Origin of the sequence: Variovorax soli, from assembly GCF_031454625.1 — a bacterium.
Lineage (GTDB): Bacteria > Pseudomonadota > Gammaproteobacteria > Burkholderiales > Burkholderiaceae_C > Variovorax > Variovorax soli_A.
Genome location: NZ_JAVDRF010000011.1, coordinates 136,686 through 162,686, shown reverse-complemented (window position 1 = coordinate 162,686; position 26,001 = coordinate 136,686). Strand labels below are relative to the sequence as shown.

Genomic DNA, 26,001 nt, shown 5'->3' with positions numbered 1-26,001 from the left:
GCCCGATGCAAACCCTCGCAGTGGCCGCCATCTCCGCGCGCGCCATGGCCGAGGCAGCGGCGCACGACGGCTTCGACGTGGTCGCGCTCGACCTGTTCGGCGACGTCGACACGCGCCGCGCCGCCTCGCGCTGGCTGCCGATCGGCGCGCCCGCGAGCCTCCACATCGATGCGGCGCGCGTCCTCGCCGCCTTGCGCGCGCTGGCGCAAGAGCGCGAAAGCGGAGCGCCGATCATGGGATGGGTGGCCGGCAGCGGCTTCGAAGGCGAGCCCGGCCTGCTCGAAGAGGGCGCTGCGCTGCTGCCGCTGATCGGCACCGCTGCGGCCGCGGTGCGCCGCGTGCGCGATCCGGCGGCCTTCTTCGGCTTTCTCGCGGCGCGGCAGCTGCCGCATCCGCCGGTGCGCTTCGAGCCGCCCGAATCCGCGGAGGGGTGGCTGCAGAAGGACGCGCATGGGTGCGGCGGCTGGCATGTGCGCCGCGCGCCCTGGCCGGCGGAGGAGCGGCACCCCGCGCATCGCTACTACCAGCGCGAGATGCCGGGGCTGCCGATGTCGGCCACCTTCATCGCCAATGGAAGCGATGTCCATGTGCTCGGCTTCAACGCGCTGAGTGTTCGCCGATTCGGCGCGCGGCCTTTTGTTTTTTGCGGCGCCGTCGGGCCGGTGCCACTGGCGCCCGAGCTCGCTCGCCGGGTGGCCGCCATCGCGCGCGCGCTTGCCGCGGCCTTCGAGCTGCGGGGCCTGTGCAGTCTCGATTTCATGTGCGACGGCGAGGCGATCGGCGTGCTGGAAGTCAACCCGAGGCCGCCGGCGAGCATGAGCCTGTACCACCGGCCGGCCGGCGCGCCGGGCCTGATGCAGGCGCACGTGCGCGCCTGCCTCGACGCGGAACTGCCGCCGGCAACGCCTGGGCATGCGCAGGACATCGAAGGCATGGAGATCGTGTTCGCGCGGCGCGCCGTGCAGCTCGATGCAGCCGCGGCGCGGCGGCTCGCCGCATGGCCCGGCATTCGCGACCTCCCCGATGCCGGGCAGCGTTTCGACATCGACGATCCCTTGTGCACCCTGACCGCGAGCGGAAGCAGCGCCGCGCAGGTTCGCACCCTCTTGAACGACGGCCGTGAGCGGCTGCTGCAGTCACTGGAGACCTTGGCATGAGCAACACCTCCCTGCCGGCCGCGGCCGCGGGCTTGAGCGTCAACCGGCTGGCGCGTCCGTTGGTCGAAAGCCTGCTGGCCGATGCGGAAGCGCTGGGCCTGCACGTGCGCCGCGACGACACCGGCGTGCAGATCGTCGATGCCGGCATCGAGGCGCCCGGCGGCGTGGCGGCCGGGCTGCGGATCGCCGAGATCTGCATGGGCGGATTGGGGAAGGTCGATCTGCGCAGCGGCGGCAGCGCCGATGGCTGGCCGACCTGGCTCGACGTGCGCAGCTCCCAGCCGGTCCTGGCCTGCCTGGGCAGCCAGTACGCGGGTTGGAGCCTGTCCGCATCGAAGGAGGAGACCGGCGGCAAGAAGTTCTTCTCGCTCGGCTCCGGTCCGGCGCGCGCGCTGGCGGTCAAGGAAACGCTCTTCGGCGAGCTGGGCTACCGCGATCGCGCGCAGACCGGCGTGCTGGTGCTGGAAGTCGATCGCGCGCCGCCGAAGATCATCATCGACAAGCTGCTGCGCGACTGCGATCTGGCGCCGCAGGCGCTGACGCTGATCCTCACGCCCACCACCAGCCGCGCCGGCACGACGCAGGTCGTGGCGCGCGTGCTCGAGGTGGCGCTGCACAAGGCACACGAACTGGGCTATGCGCTGGCGGACATCGTCGACGGCGCCGCCAGCGCGCCGCTGTCGTCGGCGAGCAGCGATGGCGTCGAGGCCATGGGGCGCACCAACGATGCCATCCTGTACGGCGGCCGCGTGCACCTGACGGTGCGCGGCGAGGACGACGCGGCCCGCGCGCTGGCGCATGCGCTGCCCTCCGGCAATTCGCGCGACTACGGCCGATCGTTCGCGGAGATCTTCAAGGAAGTGGCCTACGACTTCTACAAGATCGACGGCGCGCTGTTCGCTCCGGCCGAGGTGTGGATCAGCAATCTCGACAGCGGCCGCACCTGGCACGCCGGTGCGCCCGACATGGCGCTGTTGCGGCGCCTGTGGCTGCAGGAGGCACGAAATGACGCGGAGCCACTGAAGTGAACCGCCCCCACGCTCTCGCTGTGTGCAGCGCGGTCCCCAGGATGTTGTTCAGCGCCCTTCGGGGCGGCCGGGCGGGCACCGAGACGACCGATCGCCTTGGCGGGGTGCGGCCATGACGCTTCGCGTCGCCATCATGAGCGACGAGATCGGCTGGCACACGCGCCAGCTGCAGGCGGCGCTGCGCGCGCGCGGCGCGCTGGGGCGCTGCGTCGATCTGGCGGCCTGCCACATCGACACCACGGCGGCCTGGCACGGGCTGGTCATTCCCGGCTACGGGCGCGAGCTGCCGGATGCGGTCCTGGTGCGGGGCATTGCCGGCGGCAGCTTCGAGCAGGTCACGAAACGCCTCGGCGTGCTGCACGCCTTGCGCGAACTGGGCGTGCCGGTCTACAACGACGCGCGCGCGATCGAGCGTTCGGTCGACAAGTCGATGACGAGCCTGCTGCTGCATGCCGCGCGCATCCCGGCGCCCGCCACCTGGGCCACGGAATCCGCGGCCCAGGCCCGGCGCATCGCGATGCGCGAAACTGCCACAGGCCATGCCCTGGTGCTCAAGCCCTTGTTCGGTTCGCAGGGCAAGGACTTGCAGCTGGTGGGCCAGGTCGACGGCGTGCATCACGCCATGCCCGACATCGACGCGCGCTACGCAGGCCTGGCCTATCTGCAGCGCTTCGTGCCGCCGCTGGCCGCACCGGGCTTCGACTGGCGCGTGCTGGTGGTGGGCGGGCGCGCCTTGACCGCGATGCGGCGCGTGAGCACACACTGGGTCCACAACGTGGCGCAGGGCGCGCGCTGCGAGCCGGCCGAACTGGCGCCGCCGCTCGCCCAACTGGCCGAACGCGCCGCGCTCGCGCTGGACATGGACTATGCGGGAGTGGACCTCATCGCGGCGGCGAGCGGGCCGCGCATCCAGGTGCTGGAAGTCAATGGCGTCGCCGCCTGGCAGGGCCTGCAGCGCGTGACGCCTTTCAACATCGCCGGCGCCATCGTCGACGACTTGCTCGGCCGCAAGATGGCGCAGACCCGCCCTCGCCTGCAGCAGGGCATGGCCCCGGAGCGCCGCGCCTGATGAACGCGCGGCAAGCGGCGATCGAACGCGCCAGGGCCTGCTTCCTGCGGGCGTGCTGGCTCGACGTCGCAGTGCGCAAGCCGGGCAACGTGAGCCTCGCCTCGCCGGGGCACGGCATGCAGGCATCGATGTTCATCGCCAGCGCCGAGGCCGCGGCGGGCCCGCTGTTCGCGCCCGATGCGCGTGTCGGTGCGCGCATCGAGGGCGCCGTGGCCGCCAGCTGGGCAGTCGCCGGCTGCAACACCAACCTCGGCATCCTGCTGCTGTGCGCGCCGATCGCGCTGGCGATGGAGCGCCATCCCGGCGCCACCACCCGCACGGCCCTGCAGGCGGCCGTGGCGTCGGTGCTGGGCACGCTCGACATCGAGGATGCACGCGCGGCCTATCGCGCGATCGCGCATGCCCGCCCCGGCGGCCTGGGGAGCGCCCCGGCCGAGGACGTGCGCGACGTGCCGAGCATCGACCTGCGCGCCGCGATGGCGCTGGCGGCCGACCGCGACCTGATCGCACGGCAGTACCGCGACGGCTTCGCCGATCTGTTCGCGCTGGCCTTCGCTGCGCCGCGTCCCGGGACGGCTTGCGGCGACGGGCCGGCCGGCGCCGATGCGACGCCCGACGCCGCCACCGTGGCCTTCGTGCAACGCCTTTACCTGGCCTGCCTGAGCGGCTTTGCGGATTCACACATTGTTCGAATTCACGGCGAGCGCGTGGCACAGACTGTCATGGCGGCGGCGCAGGCCTGGCGCGAGCGCGAGCGCGCAGGCGCCGTGCTCGATGCCGATCCCGGCTTCGCCGCCTGGGACCTCTCGCTGAAGGCCGGGCGCATCAACCCGGGGACCAGCGCCGATTTGACCGTCGCGGCGCTGCTGCTGGCCGGCTGGATCGGGGCCTCCACGGCGCCGGCGCGCGCGGCAGCGAGCGGATGGCACGGATCGTGATACCCATGACCTTGCGCTGGTCATCCTGGCCGGTGTCGTAACGACCCTATCACCTTGTAGAGGAGACCCGAGACCATGGCAAAAATCGATCGACTGATGGTGGGCGAATCGCTCGTCGGCGAGGGCAACGAAGTCGCCCACATCGACCTGATCATCGGCCCGCGCGGCAGCGCCGCTGAAACGGCGTTCGCGAACGCGTTGACCAACAACAAGGACGGCTTCACCTCGCTGCTTGCCGTGGTGGCTCCCAACCTGCTGGCCAAGCCAGCCACCGTGATGTTCAACAAAGTGACCATCAAGGGCGCCAAGCAGGCCGTGCAGATGTTCGGTCCGGCACAGCGCGCCGTGGCACTGGCAGTGGCCGACAGCGTCGAGGACGGCACCATCCCGATGGACGAGGCCGACAACCTGTTCCTCTGCGTCGGCGTGTTCATCCATTGGCTCGCCACCGACGACAAGAAGATCCAGGACTACAACTACCAGGCCGTGCGCGAATCCATCCAGCGCGCCGTATCCGGCTCGCCCACGCCCGCCGAAGTGGTCGACAAGAAGGGCAAGATGGCACATCCGTTCGCGGCGCACCTGTAAGCCTCGGCGCGGGAGAAGTAGCCGGCGCGTGAACCGCGCGGGCTTCTTTTCTTGGGTCGTCCGGCGAGGCGCGGCGCGTTCAGTGCCTGGCGGGCACCATGCCGCTGGCGAGGAACTTCAGCACCGTCGCGCCGTGGGCCGCTTTCGCGCTGCCGGCAGCAGGCGCATGACGCTCGATCTGCACGCCGACGGATTGCACATCGTCGAACTTGCGCGGCTTCACGACCTTGACGCGAACCCAGCTTGCCCGGAATTCCTCGATGAGGATGTCGGCGATGGCTTCGGCAAACGCCTCGAGCAATTGCAGGCGATGTTCGAGCAGCAGCCTGTGCAGCCGCTCGCGCACGAGGCTGTAGTCGATGGTGTCGGCGATGCGGTCGGTGTCGCAGGCCAGCGCGCGCGGCACGCCTGCGACCACGTCGATGACGAGCGGCTGCGGGCGATGCAGCTCGGACTCGTGGATGCCGATCACCGTCTCGCCATGGAGGCCTTCGATGAAGATCAGGTCCATCGATGCAGGCGCCTCGGCCGTGTCGGAGGTTGCCCTGAGGGCATCGGGAAGCGAGCCGATGGAAGGACGCAGGCTGGTGTTCAAGTGCCGTCTCCGGTTGTTTTGAAGATGTTCGAAAGTGTGTCCGCCGGCGAGCGTGGCCCTCCGTGCGGAATTCATCGATGCAAAATGCAGGCCAGTGCGCGGATCGGGCCCGATGGGCCTTGGTGTTTCACCGGGTTCACGGGGCGCCGGCAAGCACAACAATGGGCCGACCAAGGAGACGCAATGGAACGTGCCGGAGAACGCCAATGACATTGATGCCGCGGCAAGGCGATCGGCACGCCGATCGCGTACTCGATGTCGTGAGGCGAGGCTTTCACGAAGAGGGCGATGACCTGGTCACGCGCTCGTGGAGTCGATGCGTCAATCTCTACAGGCTCGACCCCGGCCGCGCGCGCGAACCGGTGGTGATCGGGTCGGCGGCGCTGCAAGCGCGGCGCGACCGGCATGCCGACGTGATCGAGTGCGCACGCTACGAGATGACCACGCTCTACCAGCAGCTCGCCGACCCCGAGTCGGCGGTGGTGCTGACCGATACCGACGGCGTGATCGTGCACATGGTGTCCTCGCCCGAGTTCGCTGCCGATGCCGAGCCCATGGGCCTGCATGCGGGCGGCATGTGGAGCGAAGCGGAGGCCGGCACCAACGGCATGGGCACCTGCCTGGCGGCCGCGCATCCGATCTCCGTGCGGCGCGACGAGCACTTCTTCAGCCAGTTCACGCAGCTCACCTGTTCCGCGGTGCCGGTGTTCGATCCGACCGGCGAGATCATCGCGGTGCTCGACGTGACCAGCCGCTCCAGCCTGATGCAGCAGCACGTGCTGGTGCTGCTGGGCATGACGGCGCGCATGATCGAGAACCGCCTCATCGACAAGCGCTTCTCGAATGCGCATCCGCTGCATTTCCACAGCCGGCCCGAGTTCGTCTACACGCTGCACGAAGGCAAGCTCGCGGTCGGCGACGACGGGCGCATCCTCGCGGCCAACCGCAGCGCCTTGTTCCAGCTCGGCCTGCAGTCGATGGACGAGATCCGCACGCAGCGCATCGAGGACCTGTTCCAGACCTCGCTCGAGGACATCCTCAAGCGCAGCCTGTCCTCGTCCTTCCACCCGGTCGTGGCCTACCGCGCCAAAGCTGCGCTGCGCTTCTTCGCGGTGGCGCGACGGCCGGCATCTGACGCCGGCACGCCCGCGCGCGGGCGGGTCGCGGGCATGGGCGTCGTGGCACTGGACGAGACAGCGGGCGAAGGCCTTCGCGTGCCGCCGCGCGTGCCCGCCCTGCGTCCCCCGCCGATCGTCCGCACCTTCAAGGACCCGCGGCTCGTGGCCCACCTGGACACCGCGCGGCGCGTGGTCGCGCGCAGCACGCCGGTGCTGCTGTGCGGCGAGACCGGCTCCGGCAAGGAGGTCTTCGCGCGGGCGATCCACGAGAGCAGTCCGCATGCCGACGGCGCCTTCGTCGCCGTCAACTGCGCAAGCCTGCCCGAGACCTTGATCGAATCCGAGCTCTTCGGCTACAAGGCCGGCGCCTTCACCGGCGCGCAGCGCAGCGGCCGGCGCGGCAAGATCCTGCAGGCCGACGGCGGCACGCTGTTCCTCGACGAAATCGCCGACATGCCGCTGGAGCTGCAGGCCCGCCTGCTGCGCGTGCTCGACGAGCGCCAGGTCACCCCGCTCGGCACCGAAGACACCCATCCGGTGGACTTCCAGCTCGTGAGCGCGAGTCATCAGCATTTGCCGACCCTGGTGCAGGACGGCCGCTTCCGCGAAGACCTGTACTACCGGCTCGCCGGCATCGAGCTGGACCTGCCGCCCCTGCGCGACCGCAGCGACAAGCGCGAGCTGATCCAGTCCGTGCTGGCGGACGAAGGCGGCACCGGCTGCAGGCTGAGCGAAGAGGCCGAGCGCCTGCTGATGGCGCATCCCTGGCCCGGCAACCTGCGGCAGCTGCGCCACGTGCTGCGCAGCGCGGCCGCGCTGGCCGACGGCAAGACCATCGCGAAGGAGCACCTGCCTTCGCTGGTGGCGAGGCAGGCGCCATCGCCGAATCAAGCCCCTGTCGCGTTGCCGGCCGCAACCGGCGCGACAACTGCGGACGAGAACACGGCGCCCGCCGATGCGGCGCCCAAGGCCAGGCTCAATCCGATCCAGGCCAACGAGCGGCAGGTGCTGTTGCAGATGCTGGAGCAGCATCGTTGGAACGTCAGCAACGTCGCCAAGGCACTCGATGTCAGCCGCAACACCTTGTACCGGAAACTCCACAAGCTCCACATCGAGATCTCACCGCCGGACTGAGAAGCTGTGAACGCAGCCTCCGAGTCCGCGCATCCATCGGCCATGGCCAACGAAGGGCACCCCGGTGCCGGCCCCATCGATCCGCGTGGCGTCGGACTGTCTGCCGAGGCCGGCGAGACGCAGCTGCATGCGGCGCCGCGTTCGCGCCTGGCCTGGTGCATCACGGGGTCCGGTCATTTCCTCGAGGAATCGCTGGCGATCGCAGAGCGGCTGCCGGCGGTCGACCTGTTCCTCTCGGCCGCCGCCGAGGAAGTGCTGCCGATTTACAAGCTGCATATCGAAGGACTGAAGCCGCGCTTTCGCGTGTTTCGCGACAAGACGGCCAGCGGCGTCCCGGTGGGCATGCTCTACGACGACATCTATCACACCGTGGTCGTCGCGCCGGCGACCAGCAACACGGTGGCCAAGTGCGCGTTCGGCATCAGCGACACGCTGCCGACCAACATGTTCGCCCAGGCCGGCAAGCTCGGCATCCCTGGCATCGTGTTTGCATGCGACACCGAACCGGTGGTGGTCACCAAATCGCCGCACGACTGGGTGACGCTGCGCCCACGCCGCATCGAGCTCGACAATGTGGCGCGATTGCGCGGCATCGACTTCTGCCGGGTGGTCTGCTCTCCGGCCGAACTCGAAGCCGTGCTCGACGCACGCTTGAAAGAACTCTCACTCGCATGGAACACATCGTCTTCCTGACCGGGCGTCTCGCCCAAGCCAGCCTCGCGCGGGTGCTGGCCGGCATCGAGGCGGCCCCGTTCACATGGGAAGTGCGGGAGATCGGGCTGCAGGTGGCCGCGCTGATGACCACGGACCTGATCCGTCGCCGGGTGGCAGCGCCGGTGTTCAGCGAGGCCGAGGGCGCCGGCCCGCCGCGGCGCGCCGACCGCATCATGGTGCCCGGGCGCTGCCGTGGCGACATCGCAGCCCTGAGCGCCCACTACGGCATTCCGGTGGAGCGCGGGCCGCAGGAACTGAAGGACCTGCCGCGCCATTTCGACCGGGCCGAGCTGCGCGTCGAACTGAACGAATACCAGGTGTCGATCTTCGCCGAGATCGTCGATGCGCCGCTGCTGTCGGTGGCGCAGATCGTCGAGCGGGCGCAGCGGCTGGCCGCCGACGGCGCCAACGTGATCGACCTCGGCTGCCTGCCCGAGACGCCCTTCGAGCATCTGGCCGAGAGCGTGCAGGCGCTGAAGGCCGCCGGCTTCCGAGTCAGCGTCGATTCGAGCGAGCCCTTCGAACTGCTGTGCGGCGGCAAGGCCGGCGCCGACTATCTGCTGAGCCTCAAGCTGGACACACTGTGGATCGCCGACGAGGTCGCCTCGACGCCCATACTGATCCCCCGCTTTCCGGCCCACGAGGCGTCGCTGTACGAAGCGATCCATGAGATGCAGCGCCGCGGGCGCGCCTTCCTGGCGGATTCGATCCTCGATCCGATCCCCTTCGGGCTGACCGCGTCGATCGTGCGCTACCACCGGCTGCGGGAGCGTTTTCCGGACGCGCCGATCATGATCGGCGTCGGCAACCTCACCGAGCTGACCGAGGCCGACACGAGCGGCATCAACGCCGTGCTGTTCGGCATTGCCGCCGAACTGAATGCCGCCGCCGTCTTGACGACGCAGGTCAGCCACCATGCGCGGCGCGCGGTGTGCGAGGCCGACTGGGCCCGCCGCATCATGCATGCGTCGGTTCAACGCGGCACCTTGCCCAAGGGCCTGAGCGATGCGCTGGCGACGGTGCATGCCAGGCATCCGTTTCCCGACACGCCGGAGGAGATCGGCGAGATCGCGGCGCAGGTGCGCGACCCGAACTTCCGCGTGCAGATCTCGCCGCTGGGCCTGCACGTCTACAACCGCGACGGCCTGCGCCTGGGCCAGGGCGCCTTCGAACTCTGGCCGCAGCTGAACCTGCAGGACGATGCCGACCATGCTTTCTACATGGGCGTCGAGCTGGCACGGGCGGAAATCGCCTGGCAGCTGGGCAAGCGCTACGTGCAGGACCAGCCGCTGGATTGGGGCTGCGCCGCGCCGCGGGCCGCCGAAGACCTGGCGCGCTGGTGCGCGCCGGGAACGACGATGAAGGCGCCGAAAGCCAAGACGGACGAGCCCGGGTCATGAGCGCCGTGCAGACCATGAACGACCAGATCTTCGAGACCGTGGTGACCACCGTCGCAGCCGACGGGCAGGTGCATGTGGCGCCGATGGGCGTGCGCTACCGCGACGACGGCATCGTGCTGATGCCTTTCAAGCCTTCCACCACGCACGACAACATCGTGGCCACCGGCCATGCGGTGCTCAACATCGTGTGCGACACCCGCGTGTTCGCCGGCTGCGTGACCGGCCGCAAGACCTGGCCGACGTGCGCGGCCGAACGCATCGAGGGCGTGCGGCTCGCCTGCGCGCTTCGCCATGTCGAACTCGCGTTGGCAGAGCGGCGCGACGACGTACAGCGGCCGGTGCTGCGCATGGTGGCCGTGCACGAGGTCACGCATGCACCCTTCGCCGGCTTCAATCGCGCCCAGGCGGCGGTGATCGAGGGGGCGGTGCTGGTCAGCCGCCTGAAGATGTTGGCACCCGAGAAAGTGGACACCGAAATGCGCTACCTGCAGATCGCGATCGACAAGACCGCGGGACCCGAAGAGCACGAGGCCTGGGATTGGCTGCGCGCCGCGGTCGCGCAGCATCAGGCCCGCGCGCAGGAGCGCTCGTCATGACGATGCGCATGCTCGTCAGTGTCCGCAGCGTGCAGGAAGCCCTGCTCGCGGCCGGCGGCGGGGCCGACTTCATCGATCTGAAGGAGCCGGGCGAGGGCGCACTGGGCGGCTTGCCGGTGGCGACGATCGCCGCCATCGCGAGTGCCTTGCGCGCGCAGCGCGTCGCGCTGCCGGTGAGCGCGACCATCGGCGACCTGCCGATGCATGCGCTGCCGCGCATCCTCGCCCAGGTCGAGGCCGTGGGTGCTTGCGGCGTCGACTACGTGAAGGTCGGCATCGAGCGATGCCCCGAGGCCTTGGCCGTGCTCGACGCGCTGGCGGCCTGCGCCTGGCCGGTGGTGCCGGTCTTCGTGGCCGACCGCGGCCTGGATGCGGGGCTGGTCGCGCATGCCTGCGGGCTCGAATTTCCTGCGCTCATGGCCGACACGGCCGACAAGCAGGCGGGCAGCCTGTTCGACGCGGTGGCCATGCCGGAGCTGCGGCAATTCGTGGCGCGGGTGCGCGCGTCGGGCCGGCTGGTCGGCCTGGCGGGCGCACTGCGTACGACCGATGTTCTCTCGCTGCGTGCGCTCGCGCCCGACTTCGCGGGCTTTCGCAGCGCGGTTTGCACGGGTGACCGTACGACAGCGCTGTGCCCGCAGCGGCTGGCGGCACTGGGTGCGCTGTTGCGAGGGCAGGCGGTCGAGTCCTTGCCGGCTTGACTGCTTTGGATGGGGCTTTGTTCGCTTGTCATGGCGTTGCGGCTTGTTTGAGGCTGGAGCCGGGATGTCGCCCCGGCGGGCGAGTCACTTTCTTTTGCTTCGCCAAAAGAAAGTAACCAAAGAAAAGGCGACCCCACTGCGCGTGACCCTCCGCTTCGCTGCGGGCAACCTGCGGTGCTCGCTTCAGGCGGGGTCCGCGCAAACTCGCTTCGCTCAAACACGCGCGGCCCTTTTTCCGCCTGAAGCTGCGCTCCTCGGCACGCGCAGAGGGGAGTGGGTCGGGCCATTGCTTCGCTCGGCCTCCAACGGCCTCGCTGCGCGAGGCCTGGAGTGGGAGCGGACGCATGCGCATGTGCACGGACCTACTCATACGTATGAGCATGAGCATGGCATGAGCATTGGGCATGGGCATGGGCATGGGCATGGGCATGGGCATGTGGAGGACGTGCATGGCATGTGTTTGCGTTTGCGTTTGCGTTCGCGCAGCGCGAGCCAAGACCTGCAGCGCACGTCTTCGCGCGCCCCACACAAGGACGCGCCATGGCGCGTTGGAGTTCAACTCCCCTCTGGCCGTAGCCGAAAAGCGAGCACCGCAGGCTTCCCGCAGCGAAGCGCAGGGTCGCGGCCAGTGGGGTCGCCTTTTCTTTGGCTACTTTCTTTTGGCGAAGCAAAAGAAAGTGACTCGCCTGCCGGGGCGACATCCCGGCTCCGGCCTCAAACCCACAGCAGCGTACGGCTCAGCGCCCCGCGTAATCCGCGCCCAGCAGAAGCGCACGCATCGCACCGACCTGGTTCTTGTGGAGCAGGGTGATCGGAAAGGCCGCCCCGTCGGCCTGCTCGGCGAACTGGCGGTCGAGCACGCCGGCATCACTCAGGTCGGCCAGGGTCAGCTGCGGGTCGATGGTGCAGGACTTGACCATCACCAGCTGCTCGGCGTTGAGATGCTTCGCGAGGTCCAGCGCGATGGTGTCGGAGGTGGCCTCCCAGCTGGTGCGGGCGTCCGGCTTGTCGCGCCTGAGTTCGAGCGGCAGCCACAGCGCGGTCTTTCCCTGGTGCAGCAGGGCCGGGATCTCGGTCCTGCGCGTGGCCAGCCGCAGGGCAGGATTCAACGCATGCAGCTGGTAGGCGGTCTGCGCCATCGCCAGCACCGCCATGTTGTGGGCGGCCAGGTCATCGAATTGCCAGTGGGCCTGCACGCGCCGCACCTCGTCGGCGAAACTGCCGCCGCCGCAGACGATCGTCACGCGGCCGCCGCCCACCTGCGTGAGCAGATCCAGCCACTGCAGCAGCACCGGCTCGGTACAAAGACTGCCCCCGATCTTGACGACCCACATCAGTCGTGCTCCCGTTCGAACAGCGCGGCCACCGCGACGCTCGGGGCGCACACCTGCGCCCAGCCGGCGGTGCCGGCAGCGGCATGAGGGGCCACCTTGGCGACATCGCTGCCGTAGGCCGCGAGCCGGTGCGGAGCCGGTCCGGCGGCTGCGGCCGCCAGTTCCGGCGCGAGGAAGGCGCCGCAGCCCGCGCTGACGATCACGGCGTCGCGCGGGAGCGCATGCGCGGCCAGCACGCGGCGCAGCTGTGCGGCAAGCGCCTCGAGCTGGGCGCTGCGCCAGGCCCGCGCCAGATCGAGCCATTCGGCGGCGGTGGCGTCGCGTTCGTCCAGGCCCACCATGCGCGCGAGGCGCTGGCGCGTCGCCGGCAGGCTCTTGGCCGCGTTGTCGGCGCTCGGGTGCAGGTCGTGCGCCGGATCGAGCTCGCCGCTCACGCGGTAGACGTCGGCCGTGGTGGCGAAGAACTCGTTCATCACGTGGCGCGCCTGGCCGCGCCACGTGAGGCGCTGGGTCAGCGCACACAAGGGCGTGCGCACCACGCCGTGGTAGGCCAGCTCGCCGCTGACCAGGCGCTCGGCGTCGGTGCGGCTGGTGCTCAGCACGCGGCCGTTGCCGAACGCGATCAGGTCGGTGGTCGTGCTGCCGATGTCGACCAGGACGCCCTGCGGCAGCGTGAGCGCCGAATGCCGGGCCGTCGCGAGCCAGTTGGCCGAGGCGACCGAGGCCCATGCCCGGGCCACGTCCGCGGCGGCGCACCAGCCGGCGTCGCCGGCAAAGAAATGCAGCGCGCCCGGCGGCACCGGCAGCGCGGCCGCGAGCGCGGCGGCGATGCTTCGGACGCCGTCCTCGCGGTCGGGGAACAGGTCGACCATCTCGCCCGTCATCGTCACGGCATGCTGCGCGGCCTCGAGCGCGGGCCAGCGCGTGCGCGCGGCGCCGAGGGCACGCACCAGGTGGTCCAGCCCCTGCCAGAGCGGGCACGCCCATTGCGCCACGTCGACCACCTCGCCACCTTGCAGCAGGCAGGCCTTGACGTGCGCACCGCCGATGTCCCACCCGATGGTGGTGCGTTCAGGCGTGGCCACGCGCAAGTTCCCGATCCGGGTGGTGGCCGTGCAGGCGGCTCGCGAGCAGTTCGGCCGCCAGGTTGCGGCCCAGCGCGGCCGAGAGCCCGACATAGGCGCAGGTGACGCGCGGATTGACCTCGATCACCACCGGCCCGCGCTGCGGATGCCAGACCAGGTCGATGCCGGCGAAACCCTGCAGGCCCGGGATGGCGCGCGCCACCTGCCGGGCCAGCTCGGCCAGGGGCCGCGTGCGCGGATCGTCGCGGCCGAGCGCATCGACCGTCACGCCTTCGAAGCACAGGCGGCCGTGCGCGTCGATCGCGATGCGCTGGCGGTTGACGCTCAGCATCTCGGCGTTCTGCCCGGAACACAGCAGCGACAGGCTCAGGGCCTCGCCTTCGATCCAGGGCTCGAGCGTGACGGCCGCGCCGGCCTGCGCGCGGCCGGCCTGGTCTGCGAGCGCGGCCGCGCGGCTGGTGTGCACCTGCGTGGCCACGCCGCCCGCGCCGTCGTCGGGCTTGACGACCCAGCGCGCGATGTCGGGCGCATGCTCGAAGGCCAGCGGCGTGGGCACCCCGTGCGCGGCCAGGTGCGCGAGCGTGCCCTGCTTGCCGGCCGCCAGCGTGATGGCTTCGGCGCTGCAGCCCAGCCAGCGGGCATCGCCGACGGTTCGCTGGAAGCGCGCCAGCAGGCCGTCTGTCTCGGGCGCGACCAGCCAGACCAGGTCGTGCAGCGCACTCTGGCGCGCGACGAAGGCGAATGCCGATTCGCCGGCAAGCGGCCGCAGCGGCGCCGCGCGGGCGGGCAGGGTGTTCACGGGGACGCAGGTGGCTGCCGACACCGAACAATCGTGGACGTGCATCAGGTCCGCCACCATGGCGTCGCGCATCGACAGCCCCAACGGCAGCAGCTCGTCGGCCGCCGCTTCGTCGCCGTAGTCCGACCAGCCGCCGCCGCTGAGATACTCGTAAACAAGCACGCGTGTCCTCATTTCCATCCTCTCTGCGGGTAGTGACCCATGATCTCCGAATTGAACCTGATTCCCGTCATCGACCTGCTGCAGGGCCAGGTGGTGCGTGCCGTGCGCGGCGACCGGCAGGCGTACCGGCCGATCGTGTCGGCGCTGTGTGCCAGCAGCGATCCGGTGACGGTGGCGCGCATCCTGTGCGATCACTGTGCGGCGCGCCAGCTGTACGTGGCCGATCTCGATGCCCTGCAGGGCCGGGACACGCAGATCGCAGTGCTCGTCGACCTGCTGCAGGCGCTGCCCGATATCGAGCTCTGGCTCGACGCGGGCCTGGCGGATGCATCGGCCGGGCAGGCCTTGCGCAGCCAGCTGGCGCCCTTCGCCGCGCGCATCGTGTTCGTGTATGGCAGCGAGTCCCTGCGTTCGCGCGAGGCACTGGAGCGCTGCTTCGATGCCGCCGCGAACGAAGGCGCCCGGGCTGCGCTGTCGCTCGACCGGCGCGACGGCCGGCGCCTCGATGCCGCCGGCTGCTGGGACGCGGTGGACCTGTGGCCGGAGCGGCTGATCGTGATGACGCTCGAGCGGGTCGGCTCCGGCGCCGGGCCGGACCTGGAGACCTTGCAGGAGGTGCGGCGCCTGGCACCGCGCGCCATGCTGATCGGCGCGGGCGGCATCCGCAGCGAGGACGACCTGGCACGCGCCGGCGCCGCGGGCGCCGATGCCTGGCTGGTCGCCAGCGCGCTGCACGACCTGCAACTCCCGCGCAGGGCGCGCTGACCCGCGGACGCCGGCCGGAAGTGGGTTCGGGTGCATGCCATGCGGCCCCTGCACACACGAACCGTGCCATCCTCCGAGGGGCCCGCCGGCTCCGGCAACGGCCGCCGTCGGCACGCATTGACCGCCGAAACCGCAACACTTTGTCTCGCACACGTGTGACAGCGGCACCCGCGTCCGGGCGGCGCACCCGACTCGCGGGCCAGGCGCATGAATGGCACGTGCTTTGCGTGGTTGCCCGCCCATGGATTCCGTCGACACCACCCGGCAGCCCGGCCCAGCCCCATGGACCTGTCCTTTCTGCCCCCTGTTGTGCGACAGCTTCGGCGTGGCGCTCGGGCCGCCCGGCACGCCGCTCGCGCTGACCGGCAGCGACTGCCCCCGCGCGCGCAGCGCGCTGGCCGCATTCGGCGGTGCGGCGGCCACCGAAAGGCCGCACGTCGACGGCCGCGACTGCGATCTGGACACCGCGCTCGCGGCGGCTGCCGCGCTGCTCGCGGCCAGTCGCCAGCCCTTGTTCGGCGGCCTCGGCACCGATGTCGCCGGCGCCCGCGCCCTGTACGCGTTGGCCTGCGAAACCGGCGCCATCTGCGACCCCGCGCGGGGGCCGGCGCTGATGCACGGCCTGCGCGCGCTGCAGGATCGCGGCGGCTTCTCGACCACGCTGGCGGAAGTGAGGACGCGGGCCGACCTCATCGTCTGCATCACCGGCGACCCCACGCCGCGCTATCCGGAATTCTTCCGCCGTTGCGGCGCGGGCGAGCCGGCGGCCGCGCCCATCGAGATGCTCCCGCTGCAGGGCGACCTGTTCGACACCGTGGCCCTGCTCGCGGCGCTCGTGGCCGGACGGCTCTCGGCGGATGACGAGCGCGTCCCGGCCGAGCTGGCCGCCTTGTCCGCGCGGCTGCGGGCAGCGCGCTATGCGGTGCTGGTCTACGAGCCCGGCCGGCTGCCGGCCCAGGGCGCGCTGATCGTCGAGGCCGTTCAGCGCATTGTCGGCACGCTCAACCGCAGCACGCGCGCGGCCTCGCTCTCGCTGGGCGGCGACGACGGCGCCGCGACCGTGAACCAGGTGTTCGCCTGGCTTTCCGGCCTGCCGCTGCGCTCGCGTTGCGGCCCCGCGGGCCTGGAGCACGAACCGCTATGCTTCGATGCAGGGCGTCTGCTGGCCGACGACGCGGTCGACCTGCTGCTGTGGGTGTCGAGCTTCGGCCCGGAACCCGCGCCGCCGCCGGCGACGCTGCCGTGCGTCGTGCTGGGCCACCCGCGAATGCAGCTGACGCAGGACGCGGGGGCGCCGGCACGCGAGCGGGTGTTCATCCCGGTGTCGACGCCCGGCATCGGTTCCGGCGGCCATCTGTTCCGCACCGATGGCTCGGTCCTGCTGCCGCTGCGGCCGCTGTACGACGACGGGCTGCCGAGTGCGGGCGACGTGCTGCGGCGCCTGACGCAGGCGGTCCAGGCGCTTCGGCGGGAGGGCGCGCAATGACCGACTTCTGCCTGCGCGGGGGCCGCGTCATCGACCCGGCGAACGGCCGCGACGAGGTGCGCGATCTTCATGTGCGCGATGGGCGCATCGTGGAGCCGCCGCCGCAGGGCGCCGAGGGCGAGGCGATCGACGTCGGCGGCTGCATCGTGATGGCCGGCGGCATCGACATGCACACCCACATCGGCGGCGGCAAGGTCAACCTCGCGCGCATGCTGATGCCGGAAGACCACCGCTCGAACGCGAACCCGCCGGTGCTGCCCGACAACGCGCTCGAGCTGGCCTCCTGCGGCAGCTGCACCCCCGGCACGCTGGCCACCGGCTACCGCTACGTCGAGATGGGCTACACGGCCGCCTTCGAGCCGGCCATGATGGCCTGCAACGCACGCCATACGCACATGGAGATGGGCGACACGCCGATCCTCGACCATGGCGCCTACGTGATGCTCGGCAACGACGAGCTGTTCCTGCGCATGCTGGCCGAGCGCTGGGACTTCGAGCGCATCCGCGACTACGCGGGCTGGACGATCAACGCCAGCAAGGCGATGGGCGTGAAGGTGGTGAACCCCGGCGGCATCTCGGCCTTCAAGTTCAACCAGCGCAAGCTCGACGTCGACGAGAACCATGTGCACTGGCAGGTCACGCCGAGGCAGGTGGTGCACACGCTGGCGCGCGCGCTGCGCGAGCTCGGGGTGCCGCACCCGCTGCACATCCACGGCAGCAACCTCGGCGTGGCCGGCAACATCCAGTCCACGCTGGACACCATCGCCGCGCTGGAAGGCCTGCCCGGCCATCTGACGCACATCCAGTTCCACGCCTATGGCACCGAGGGGCCGAAGAAGTTCTCCTCGGCCGCCCTGCAGCTGGCCGAGGCGGTGAATGCGCATCCGAACGTCAGCATCGACGTCGGCCAGATCATGTTCGGCCAGACCGTCACCGCATCGGGCGACACCATGCGCCAGCATGCGCAGTCGGGGCTGGCGCACCCGCGCAAATGGATCGGCGCCGACATCGAGTGCGAGGCGGGCTGCGGCGTGGTGCCGTTCCGCTACCGCGAGCAGAGTTACGTGAACGCCTTGCAGTGGGTCATCGGGCTCGAGATCTTCCTGCTGGTGGACGATCCGTGGCGCGTGGTGCTGACCACCGACCATCCCAACGGCGGCCCCTTCACCAGCTATCCGCACCTGATCCGGCTGCTGATGGACCGCAGCTTTCGCGAGGAGCAGCTGGCCAGGCTCCATCCCGAGGTGGCCGCGAACGCCGCGCTGCGCTCGATCACGCGCGAACTGTCGCTCTACGAGATCGCGATCATGACGCGCGCGGGTCCCGCCCGGCTGCTGGGCCTGCGCGACCGCGGCCACCTGGGCGCGGGCGCGGCCGCCGACATCGCCATCTACCGTGAGGACCGCAACCGCGAGGCCATGTTCGCGACGCCGGCCTACGTATTCAAGGACGGCGTCCTGGTGTCGCGCGACGGGCGCGTGACGGCGGTGCCGGTGGGCGGTACCCACTTCGTCGAGCCGGCGTACGACCGCGGCATCGAGCAACGGCTGCGCCGGCATCTGGCCGCGCAAGGCTCGGTCAACTTCGATCACCTCGCCATCGGCCACGACGAGCTGTGCCAGTGCTGCCACGGCGGGCGCCTGCTGCCGGCCGCCTGCTTCAAGGGGGCGACGTGAAGCGCAACGGCGTGCTCATCGACGACACCTTCGCGGAGGCCTTTCCGATGAAGGCCACGCGCATCATCATCACGGCACACAACCTCGTCTGGGCGCGGCACGCGGCGGTGTCCGCCACCGGCTTCGCGACCTCGGTGATCGCCTGCGGCTGCGAAGCCGGCATCGAGCGCGAGATCGATGCCGCGCAAACGCCGGATGGCCGGCCCGGCGTGAGCGTGCTGATCTTCTCGATGTCGGGCAAGGAGCTCGCCAAGCAGTTGGAGCGCCGCGTCGGCCAATGCGTGCTGACCTGCCCGACTACCGCGGTCTTCGCCGGACTCGCGCCCGGCGCAGCCGGCAGCGGCGATGCGGCCGCGCTTGGCAAGAACCTGCGCTTCTTCGGCGACGGTTGGCAGATCTCCAAGCTCATCGACGGCGTGCGCTACTGGCGCGTGCCGGTGATGGACGGCGAGTTCGTGGCGCAGGAAGACACGCCCGTGGTCAAGGCCGTGGGGGGCGGCAACCTGCTGCTGCTCGCGCGCGACACCGATGCGGCGCTCGCCGTCTCCGAGGCCGCGGTGGCGGCGATGAAGCGGCTGCCCAACGTCGTCATGCCCTTTCCGGGCGGCCTGGTGCGTTCGGGCTCGAAGGTCGGCAGCCGCTACGCCAACCTCAGTGCCTCGACCAACGACGCCTTCTGCCCCAGCCTCGTCGGCCTGGTCGCGCACAGCGCGCTCGCGAGCGGCTGCGTGCTGGAGATCGTGATCGACGGCCTGACGGAGGCCGACGTGGGCGCCGCCATGCGCGTGGGCATGGAAGCCGCCGTGGCGATCGGCCGGGCCGGCGGGCTGCTGCGCATCTCGGCCGGCAATTACGGCGGAAAGCTCGGGCCCTTCCATTTCCATCTGCATCGGCTGCTCGCTGCGGAGGAGGCTCGATGAGCGGATGGCACCTCAGGCTGCGGGAGGCGCCCGCGCTGCGCGTCGACCTGCGCGGCATCACGCCGGCCGCGCTCGCGGAGCTCCCGGTCGGGCAGGTCGAGCGGCTGGCGGTCGGCCATGGCAACGCGATGCTGCCCCTGGCGGCGTTCTTCGACGTCGAGGCGGGCGAGGCGGGGGTGCTGCACTTCGAAGGCGATCTCGGACGCTTCGACCGCATCGGCTGGCAGATGGACGGCGGCCGCATCCGCGTCGATGGCCATGCCGGCCACTACGCGGGGGGCTGCATGCGCGCGGGCGAGCTGCACATCGCGGGCAGCGCCGGCTTGCTGGCCGCCTGCGAAATGGCCGGCGGCACGCTCACCGTTGCAGGCGACGTCGGCGACTTCGCCGCCAGCACCTTGCCCGGCAACATGGACGGCATGCGCGGCGGCACCTTCGTGGTCCATGGCAATGCGGGCGACCGCTTCGGCGACCGCATGCGCCGGGGCACAGCCTTGATTCATGGCGGCGTGGGCGCCTTCCTGGCTTCGCGCATGGTGGCGGGCACGATCGCCGTCGGCGGCCGCGTCGGCGCCCATGCGGGCCATGGCATGCGTCGCGGCAGCGTGGTGTTCGCGGGACCCGAAGCGGCCGCGACCGCGGCCATCCGGACCCTGCCGACCTTCGTCGCCAACCGCGCCGCGACGCCGGTGTTCTGGGCCTTGCTCGCGCGCGACCTGGCGCGCCATGGCGGCGTCTTCAGCGGGCTGCCGGCACGCCGCATCGAACGCCATCTGGGCGATCTCTCTGCCGACGGCAAGGGCGAGCTCATTGTCGTGAACCCCTGAACGTTTTCCTTGACTCGGCATGATGTCGCAGACCCAGGGCCCAGCCGCGATGTTCGCGATCCGCGCCTGCAACCCGCGCGCGCGGCCGGCTACCATCGAATGGATTGCCCACCGACCCCGCATCGAGCACGACATGGACGACTGGAGCTGAATGTCTTTTCTCCCCGCCATCGGCTGCTTCGCGCTGCTCGACGACTGCGCTTCGACGCGCGAGCGGCCGACCAGCCGGCTGTACACCGGCTATGTCCGCGAGCACCGATGCACCGACCCTGCGCGCCTGGAGGCCCAGTGGGCGCTGGTCGATGCCGATCTGCGGCAAGGCCTGCACGCGGTGCTGCTGGCCGACTACGAGTGGGGCGCCAAGCTGCTGAAAGCCGGGCAGTCGCGGCTCGCACCGGACGATGCCTCGGCGCTGCGGGTGCTCGTGTTTCGCCATTGCACGCGGCTCTCGGCCGATGAGGTCGGCCGCTGGCTGGCCGAGGTCGAACAGGGCGAGGAGGGGGGCGACGGCAAGCCGCAGGCGGCCGGCGTGATGGCGCTCGCCCCCAGCATCGGCGAGGCCGCCTTCACCGAGGCCATCGCACGCATCCACGGCGCCATCGCCGCGGGCGAGACCTACCAGGTCAACTTCACCTACCGGATGCAGGGCCGAAGCTACGGCTCGCCCCTGAGCCTTTACCGGCGCCTGCGTGCGCGCCAGCCGGTGGCCTTCGGCGCGCTGATCGCCTTGCCGCAGGCCGCGCAGGGAGAAGAGCCGGGCGCCATCACCCACGTGCTCTCGTGCTCGCCCGAACTCTTCCTGCGCCACGACGCCGGCGTGCTCACGGCGCGCCCGATGAAGGGCACGGCGGCGCGCGCCGGCGCGCCCGAGAGCGACAGCGAGATGGCCCGCCTGCTGTCGGCGGACGCCAAGAACCGCGCCGAGAACGTGATGATCGTCGACCTGCTGCGCAACGACATCGGCCGCGTGGCGCGCATCGGCTCGGTGAAGGTCCCGGCACTGTTCGCCGTGGAGCCCTACGCCACGCTGTTCCAGATGACCTCGACCGTGCAGGCGCAGCTGCGCGCCGAGATCGGCATGCCCGAGCTGCTGCGCGCGGTGTTTCCCTGCGGCTCCATCACCGGCGCGCCCAAGCACCGCACGATGGAGTGGATCGCCGAACTGGAGAGCACGCCGCGCGGCCTCTATTGCGGCGCCATCGGCTGGATCGATGCGCCGGCCGCCGGCGCGCGCGTCGGCGACTTCTGCCTGTCGGTGGCGATCCGCACCCTGACGCTCGGTGCCGAGGCCGGCGGGCTGCGGCCGCTGCGATTGGGCATCGGCGCGGGCATCGTGCAGGACAGTGGCGCCCACGACGAATTCGAGGAGTGCCGGCTGAAGGCCCGCTTTCTCACCGGACTCGACCCGGGCTTCGAGCTGTTCGAGACGATGTACGCCACGCCGCACGAAGGCATCCGGCACCTGCGGCGGCACCTGGCCCGGCTGGCGCGCAGTGCCCGCGCGCTGGGCTTCGCCTTCGACAGGGATGCAGCGCTCGCGGCCTTGCACGGTGCATTGCCGGCACTCGCGCAGGCCCAGCCCTCGCGCCTGCGGCTGGCCCTGGCGCACGACGGACGCCTGGGCGTCACGCATGCGCCGCTGGCGCCCCTGGCCGGCGGCGCGGTGAAGCTGCTGATTGCCGCCGGACGGCTGCCCGATGCCAATCCGCTGGCTGCGCACAAGACCACCTTGCGCGGCCACTACGACGCCGGCGTGCGCGAGGCCGAGCGCGCCGGCGCCTTCGACAGCCTGTTCTTCACCGCCGACGGCCGTCTTGCCGAAGGCGGGCGCAGCACGCTGTTCGCGCGCATCGACGGGCGCTGGTGGACGCCGCCGCTCGCGGACGGCGCGCTGCCCGGCGTCATGCGCGAGGTGCTGCTCGAAGATCCCGCCTGGCAGGCCGCCGAACGCACGCTGCGGCGGGAAGACCTGCAGTCGGCGCAGGCGCTCGTGGTGTGCAATGCGCTGCGCGGCGCGCTGTTGGCGCAGCTCCAGCCGGAGCCGCATGCGGCTTCGGCCGCGTGAGCGCCGCGATCGACGTTCCGCCATGAAGCTGGCGCTGTTCGATCTCGACCACACGCTGATCCCGTTCGACAGCGGCATGGCGTGGACCCGCTTCCTGGTCGCGCGCGGCGTCCTGTCCGAAGATGCGGAATCGGTCTACCTGGGCTATTGCCAACAGTACGTGGACGGTTCGCTGGACATCCGCGAACTGCACCAGGTCAGCGTCGCGCCGCTGGCGCGCTTCGGCCTCGCCGTGCTGCGCCAATGGGCGGCCGAGTTCGAGGCCGAGATGGCGCCGCGGGTGCCGCCAGAGATGCGTGCGCTGGTGCGCCGGCACCAGGGCGAGGGCCACCTCTGCGCGATCGTCACCGCCACCACCTGGCTGATCGCCGAGCCCTTCGGCCGGCTGTTCGGTGTGCCCGACGTGATCGCCACGCCGTCGCTGGTGGTCGACGGCGCGCTCGACGGCGCGATCGATGGCGACCCTTGCTATGGTGCCCACAAGCTGATGCACGTGAAGCGCTGGCTGGCCGCGCGGGCGTTGAGCCTCGACACCCTGGAGCAGTCGTGGTTCTATTCCGACTCGATCAGCGACCTGCCGCTTCTGGGCGCGGTGTCGAACCCGGTGGCGGTTTGCCCGGATGCGCGCCTGCGCGCGCAGGCCTTGCAGGCCGGCTGGCCGATTTTCGAACGCGCATGAACCGGCGCAACGGGGCAGCGACTCGCCGCGCCACGAGGTCGAAGAAGCACGGGCTCAGGCCAGGCTATACCTGGATCAGGCCCCACCGCAGCGCCACCCAGGTCAGCTCCGCCTGATTGCTCGCCCCGAGCTTCTGCTTCACGCGGTAGAGGTGCGAGCCCACCGTGCTGAGGGAAAGGTTCAGCGTGGCGGCGATCTGCGCCACGGTCTGGCCGCGCGCGAGCTGGATGAAGACCGAGAACTCGCGCTCGCTGAGCAATTCGGCCGGATTGGCATCGCCCTCGATCTGCGCCGTGGCCAGCGCCTGCGCGGTATGGGCATCGACGTAGCGTTCGCCGCGCGCCACCGCCTTCACCGCGGCGATCAGCGCCTCGGGCGCGCTGCGCTTGGCCAGGTAGCCCAGGGCGCCGGCGCGCAGCACGCGGCGCGGGTGGGCGCTGTCCTCGTGCGCCGAGAGCGCGAGCACGCGCGCCTTCGGATCGTGCGCGAGCAGCCGCCGCACGGCTTCGAGGCCGCCCATCCCGGGCATCGACAGGTCCATCACGACCACGTCGGGCCGCACCTGCGGATAGTCCTGGCAGGCCTGTTCGCCGGTGTCGGCTTCGGTCACCACCTCGATCTGCGCGTCGGCCAGCAGCATGCGAAAGCCCATGCGCACCAGCGCATGGTCGTCGACCAGCATCACGCGGATCGGCGGCGTCTCTTGGTTAGCCTGGGTCATCGATCTTCTCCGCGCCGGCCTCCGGCAAGGGCAGGCATACCGTCAATTGGGCACCGCTGGGGACCGCGGGTTCAAGCCGCAGTTCACCCCCCAGATTTTCGATGCGATCGGCCAGCCAGCGCAGGCCATAATGGCCCGTGCCGGCGTCGTGGGCGGCTTCGGGGCCTTGCAGGCCGCGCCCGTCGTCGGTGAGCGAGAGCGTCACCGCCCGTTCGTCGCCATGCAGGGCGAGCACGATGCGGCGCGCCTGTCCGTGGCGCAGTGCGTTGGTGATCCCCTCCTGCGCGGCGCGGTACAGGACCAGCGCCGCATCGGTGTCCAGCGGCACGCGGCCAAGATCGAGCCCGAGCTGCCATTCGAGCCGCACTTCGCCATGGCTCGTGCGCGTGCGTTCCACCAGGTCCTCGAGCGCGGCCACCAGGCCGAACCTGTCGAGCACCAGCGGCGTGAGCCGCGGGATCATGCCGTGCATCGCCGTGTAGAGGCGCGCGGATTCGTCGGCGATCACCCGCGCCGCCTGCTCGGCCTGCGGATCGCGTCCCTGCATGCGCTGGGCGATCGACAAGGCCATGCTGCGCATCGCGGTGACCGACTGCCCCAGCTCGTCGTGCAGTTCGCGCGCGATCAGCCGGCGCTCCTGTTCGATCTTCTGGTCGACCCAGCGGCCCAGCTCGCGGCTCTCGGACAGGCGGCTCTCGGCCCGCACCGCGCGCCGCTCGGTCTCGATGTGCTGCTGCAGCATGACGACCATGCGGTTGAAGGCGGCGCCGATGGCTGCGGCCTCGCTGCCGGGCAGGGCGCGCAGGGCGACATCGAAGCGCCCGCTTTCGAGCTGGTTCAGCGCATCGACGATGTCCGCGAACGGACGCGTGGCGCGCCCGACCAGCCAGAACACGAGCGCATTGACCGCCAGCACCAGGCCCAGCGCGCTGAGCGCCAGCAGCACGGCATCGTCCCAGGCATCGAGCACCGCGCGCGAGGCGTTGGAACGCACGATCAGCTTGCCGCCGGGAAAGACGATGGACATCTCGTTCGGCGGCGGCGAGACGAGGCGATCGAACCAGTCCGGCGCGTCGCGGCCGGCCTTGTAGACCGACGTCGGCGAGCTGTAGAGCACTTCTTCCTTGTCGTCGATCAGCGTGATGTCGTTGGAGCGCACGCGGCCGACGCCCTGCAGGAAGGCCAGCATCGCAGGCGTGCCCTGGGCCGCGTAGAGCCAGGCCGTCCGGTTCAGCAGCTGTGCAGCCACGCGGTTGGCCGCCACCACCTCCTCCTGCACCGATTCGCGCATGGCACGCAGCTGCAGGGCCAGCATGGCGGCGACGAACAGCAGGGTCAGCAGGCTCACGATCAGGTTGATCTTCAGGCGCAGTGTCATGGCGCGCGCCCGTCGTCGAAGCGGCCGTGCAGCGCGTAGCCGTCGAGCGCGGCGACCATGGCAGAGGCCATCGCGGGATGCGCCGGGTCGTGGCCCGCGCCATCGACCCATCGAAGGCGGCTGTGCGCAAGAAGCTCGTGCACCGCCTGCGCGGCACTGGGCCGGCAGATGCGGTCGTCGCGGGAATGCAGCAGCAAGGTGGGCACCGGCGGCAGCGCGCCGAGGCGGTCCAGCAGCGGTGGCGCATCCAGCCAGCAGCGGTGGACGAGGTAATGGCTCTGCACGCGGTAGCGGTCTGCCAGCGCGTCCAGCATTTCTCGATCGGGTTCGACTGCAGCCGGTGAAGCGGCGGTGCTGCCCGCCAGCGTCTGCTCCCATCGCCACCACGCGAGGGCGAGACGCCGGTGCAGGTCCGCGTCGCCGCCGGTCGGCGCCCGCTGCAGGCTGCGGGCCAGGAAGCCCAGCAAGTCGTGACGCTGGTCGGCAGGCGCCACCGCCGCGAAGCGCGCCCAGGCCTCCGGCGCGCGGCCGGCGCTGTCCTGGAAGAAGGCCTCGATCGCCTCGCTCGTCGGGAGAAAGACCGAGCGCAGCAGCAGCGCCGCCACCGCCTGCGGCTCGAAACCCGCATAGGCCAGCGCCAGGGTGGCGCCCCAGGAGCCGCCGACCACGAGCCAGCGCGGCACGCCGAGTTCTTCGCGCACCGTGCGCAGGTCTTCCAGCAGCTCCGCCGTGCGGTTGTGCGTGGTGGCGCCGCGTGGACGGCTGCGGCCCGCGCCGCGCTGGTCGATGCTGATCACCCGATAGCGGGCCGGGTCGAAGAAGCGGCGCAGCAGGGGCGAGCTGCCCGAGCCCGGCCCGCCATGCAGGACCACGGCGCAGATGCCCGCCGGATCGCCGTGTTCCTCCACATGCAGCACGTGGCCGTGCGAGACCGCCAGGGCATGGGCGCGCAGGGGCGGCGAATCGGGGTACAGGCCGGAAGGGAGCACGAGGGCATGGTAAGCGGCGGGCCCCGGGCCGCCATTCATGAAAATCATGAAGTGAGATTCATGATTTCATGGCTGGA

General features: G+C 70.8%; 25 protein-coding genes. 18 read left to right on the top strand and 7 right to left on the bottom strand.

What is annotated here, in order from left to right:
• The first annotated feature begins 5 nt into the window (after window positions 1–5).
• The 5 genes from J2739_RS22065 (at window position 6) to fae (ending at window position 4,780) form a co-directional block, all read left to right on the top strand.
• On the top strand, window positions 6–1,157 hold the full coding sequence (locus J2739_RS22065; RefSeq protein ID WP_309905600.1) for an ATP-grasp domain-containing protein: 1,152 nt from the start codon (window positions 6–8) through the stop codon (window positions 1,155–1,157).
• The gene (mch, locus tag J2739_RS22060) at window positions 1,154–2,185 is read left to right on the top strand and encodes a methenyltetrahydromethanopterin cyclohydrolase (protein ID WP_309905597.1); all 1,032 of its coding nucleotides are present in this window, start codon (window positions 1,154–1,156) and stop codon (window positions 2,183–2,185) included. The genes J2739_RS22065 and mch overlap by 4 nt, the downstream gene beginning before the upstream one ends.
• Window positions 2,186–2,297: 112 nt before the next feature.
• The gene (locus tag J2739_RS22055) at window positions 2,298–3,254 is read left to right on the top strand and encodes an ATP-grasp domain-containing protein (protein WP_309905596.1); all 957 of its coding nucleotides are present in this window, start codon (window positions 2,298–2,300) and stop codon (window positions 3,252–3,254) included.
• Entirely contained in the window at window positions 3,254–4,192 is a 939-nt protein-coding gene (locus tag J2739_RS22050) for a triphosphoribosyl-dephospho-CoA synthase (protein WP_309905594.1), read from the top strand. The genes J2739_RS22055 and J2739_RS22050 overlap by 1 nt, the downstream gene beginning before the upstream one ends.
• A 75-nt stretch (window positions 4,193–4,267) precedes the next feature.
• A complete protein-coding gene (gene fae, locus J2739_RS22045) occupies window positions 4,268–4,780 on the top strand; it encodes a formaldehyde-activating enzyme (protein ID WP_309905592.1) in 513 nt (170 codons plus the stop codon).
• A 79-nt stretch (window positions 4,781–4,859) separates the two neighbouring features.
• On the opposite strand, the gene J2739_RS22040 is transcribed toward fae, so the two are convergent.
• Complete coding sequence (locus J2739_RS22040) at window positions 4,860–5,375, bottom strand: dihydroneopterin aldolase (RefSeq protein WP_405053929.1); 516 nt, start codon at window positions 5,373–5,375, stop codon at window positions 4,860–4,862.
• Window positions 5,376–5,581: 206 nt separating this feature from the next.
• Here J2739_RS22040 and J2739_RS22035 point away from each other — a divergent pair, with 206 nt between their 5' ends.
• From J2739_RS22035 to J2739_RS22015, 5 genes are read left to right on the top strand one after another with little or no spacing between them, the layout of a single operon-like run.
• Window positions 5,582–7,627: a sigma-54-dependent Fis family transcriptional regulator gene (locus J2739_RS22035; protein WP_309905590.1), complete on the top strand. Its 2,046-nt coding sequence runs from the start codon at window positions 5,582–5,584 to the stop codon at window positions 7,625–7,627.
• 42 nt (window positions 7,628–7,669) lie between these two features.
• Complete coding sequence (locus J2739_RS22030; protein WP_309905725.1) at window positions 7,670–8,320, top strand: flavoprotein; 651 nt, start codon at window positions 7,670–7,672, stop codon at window positions 8,318–8,320.
• Window positions 8,299–9,741: a DUF6513 domain-containing protein gene (locus tag J2739_RS22025; RefSeq protein WP_309905588.1), complete on the top strand. Its 1,443-nt coding sequence runs from the start codon at window positions 8,299–8,301 to the stop codon at window positions 9,739–9,741. The genes J2739_RS22030 and J2739_RS22025 overlap by 22 nt, the downstream gene beginning before the upstream one ends.
• Before the next feature lie 14 nt (window positions 9,742–9,755).
• A complete protein-coding gene (locus J2739_RS22020; protein WP_309905723.1) occupies window positions 9,756–10,337 on the top strand; it encodes a DUF447 domain-containing protein in 582 nt (193 codons plus the stop codon).
• Window positions 10,334–11,038, top strand: coding sequence for a (5-formylfuran-3-yl)methyl phosphate synthase (locus J2739_RS22015; RefSeq protein WP_309905586.1), 705 nt, complete (start codon window positions 10,334–10,336; stop codon window positions 11,036–11,038). The genes J2739_RS22020 and J2739_RS22015 overlap by 4 nt, the downstream gene beginning before the upstream one ends.
• Window positions 11,039–11,775: 737 nt before the next feature.
• Here the strand turns inward: J2739_RS22015 and J2739_RS22010 are convergent.
• The 3 genes from J2739_RS22010 to J2739_RS22000 are packed head-to-tail and all read right to left on the bottom strand — an operon-like array spanning window position 11,776 to window position 14,430.
• Window positions 11,776–12,372 carry an amino acid kinase family protein gene (locus tag J2739_RS22010; protein ID WP_309905585.1) on the bottom strand — a complete coding sequence of 199 codons (597 nt, stop codon included), beginning with the start codon at window positions 12,370–12,372 and terminating at the stop codon, window positions 11,776–11,778.
• Entirely contained in the window at window positions 12,372–13,457 is a 1,086-nt protein-coding gene (locus J2739_RS22005; protein ID WP_309905583.1) for a hydantoinase/oxoprolinase family protein, read from the bottom strand. Before J2739_RS22005 ends, J2739_RS22010 begins: the two co-directional genes overlap by 1 nt.
• Window positions 13,444–14,430 (bottom strand): ATP-grasp domain-containing protein, encoded by a 987-nt coding sequence (locus J2739_RS22000; protein WP_473774985.1) that lies wholly within the window; start codon window positions 14,428–14,430, stop codon window positions 13,444–13,446. Before J2739_RS22000 ends, J2739_RS22005 begins: the two co-directional genes overlap by 14 nt.
• Before the next feature lie 27 nt (window positions 14,431–14,457).
• Here J2739_RS22000 and J2739_RS21995 point away from each other — a divergent pair, with 27 nt between their 5' ends.
• The 8 genes from J2739_RS21995 to J2739_RS21960 all read left to right on the top strand — a co-directional run bounded on the left by J2739_RS21995 (window position 14,458) and on the right by J2739_RS21960 (window position 22,836).
• Window positions 14,458–15,183, top strand: coding sequence for a HisA/HisF-related TIM barrel protein (locus J2739_RS21995; protein WP_309905580.1), 726 nt, complete (start codon window positions 14,458–14,460; stop codon window positions 15,181–15,183).
• Between the two features lie 241 nt (window positions 15,184–15,424).
• Window positions 15,425–16,669 carry a molybdopterin-binding domain-containing protein gene (locus tag J2739_RS21990; protein WP_309905578.1) on the top strand — a complete coding sequence of 415 codons (1,245 nt, stop codon included), beginning with the start codon at window positions 15,425–15,427 and terminating at the stop codon, window positions 16,667–16,669.
• The gene (locus J2739_RS21985) at window positions 16,666–18,345 is read left to right on the top strand and encodes a formylmethanofuran dehydrogenase subunit A (RefSeq protein WP_309905576.1); all 1,680 of its coding nucleotides are present in this window, start codon (window positions 16,666–16,668) and stop codon (window positions 18,343–18,345) included. Before J2739_RS21990 ends, J2739_RS21985 begins: the two co-directional genes overlap by 4 nt.
• Window positions 18,342–19,265, top strand: a complete 924-nt coding sequence (fhcD, locus tag J2739_RS21980; RefSeq protein WP_309905573.1) for a formylmethanofuran--tetrahydromethanopterin N-formyltransferase — start codon at window positions 18,342–18,344, stop codon at window positions 19,263–19,265. Before J2739_RS21985 ends, fhcD begins: the two co-directional genes overlap by 4 nt.
• Entirely contained in the window at window positions 19,262–20,092 is an 831-nt protein-coding gene (locus J2739_RS21975; RefSeq protein WP_309905571.1) for a formylmethanofuran dehydrogenase subunit C, read from the top strand. Before fhcD ends, J2739_RS21975 begins: the two co-directional genes overlap by 4 nt.
• A gap of 22 nt (window positions 20,093–20,114) precedes the next feature.
• On the top strand, window positions 20,115–20,243 hold the full coding sequence (locus J2739_RS21970; RefSeq protein WP_309905569.1) for a hypothetical protein: 129 nt from the start codon (window positions 20,115–20,117) through the stop codon (window positions 20,241–20,243).
• The gene (locus J2739_RS21965; protein WP_309905567.1) at window positions 20,244–22,157 is read left to right on the top strand and encodes a chorismate-binding protein; all 1,914 of its coding nucleotides are present in this window, start codon (window positions 20,244–20,246) and stop codon (window positions 22,155–22,157) included.
• A 22-nt stretch (window positions 22,158–22,179) separates the two neighbouring features.
• Window positions 22,180–22,836, top strand: a complete 657-nt coding sequence (locus tag J2739_RS21960) for an HAD family hydrolase (RefSeq protein WP_309905565.1) — start codon at window positions 22,180–22,182, stop codon at window positions 22,834–22,836.
• A gap of 64 nt (window positions 22,837–22,900) precedes the next feature.
• On the opposite strand, the gene J2739_RS21955 is transcribed toward J2739_RS21960, so the two are convergent.
• Genes J2739_RS21955 through J2739_RS21945 form a run of 3 tightly spaced genes read right to left on the bottom strand, consistent with a single transcriptional unit; the run spans window position 22,901 to window position 25,972 of the window.
• On the bottom strand, window positions 22,901–23,557 hold the full coding sequence (locus J2739_RS21955) for a response regulator (RefSeq protein ID WP_309905562.1): 657 nt from the start codon (window positions 23,555–23,557) through the stop codon (window positions 22,901–22,903).
• Complete coding sequence (locus J2739_RS21950; protein ID WP_309905560.1) at window positions 23,544–24,935, bottom strand: histidine kinase; 1,392 nt, start codon at window positions 24,933–24,935, stop codon at window positions 23,544–23,546. Before J2739_RS21950 ends, J2739_RS21955 begins: the two co-directional genes overlap by 14 nt.
• The gene (locus J2739_RS21945) at window positions 24,932–25,972 is read right to left on the bottom strand and encodes an alpha/beta fold hydrolase (protein WP_309905559.1); all 1,041 of its coding nucleotides are present in this window, start codon (window positions 25,970–25,972) and stop codon (window positions 24,932–24,934) included. The genes J2739_RS21950 and J2739_RS21945 overlap by 4 nt, the downstream gene beginning before the upstream one ends.
• Window positions 25,973–26,001 lie beyond the last annotated feature (29 nt).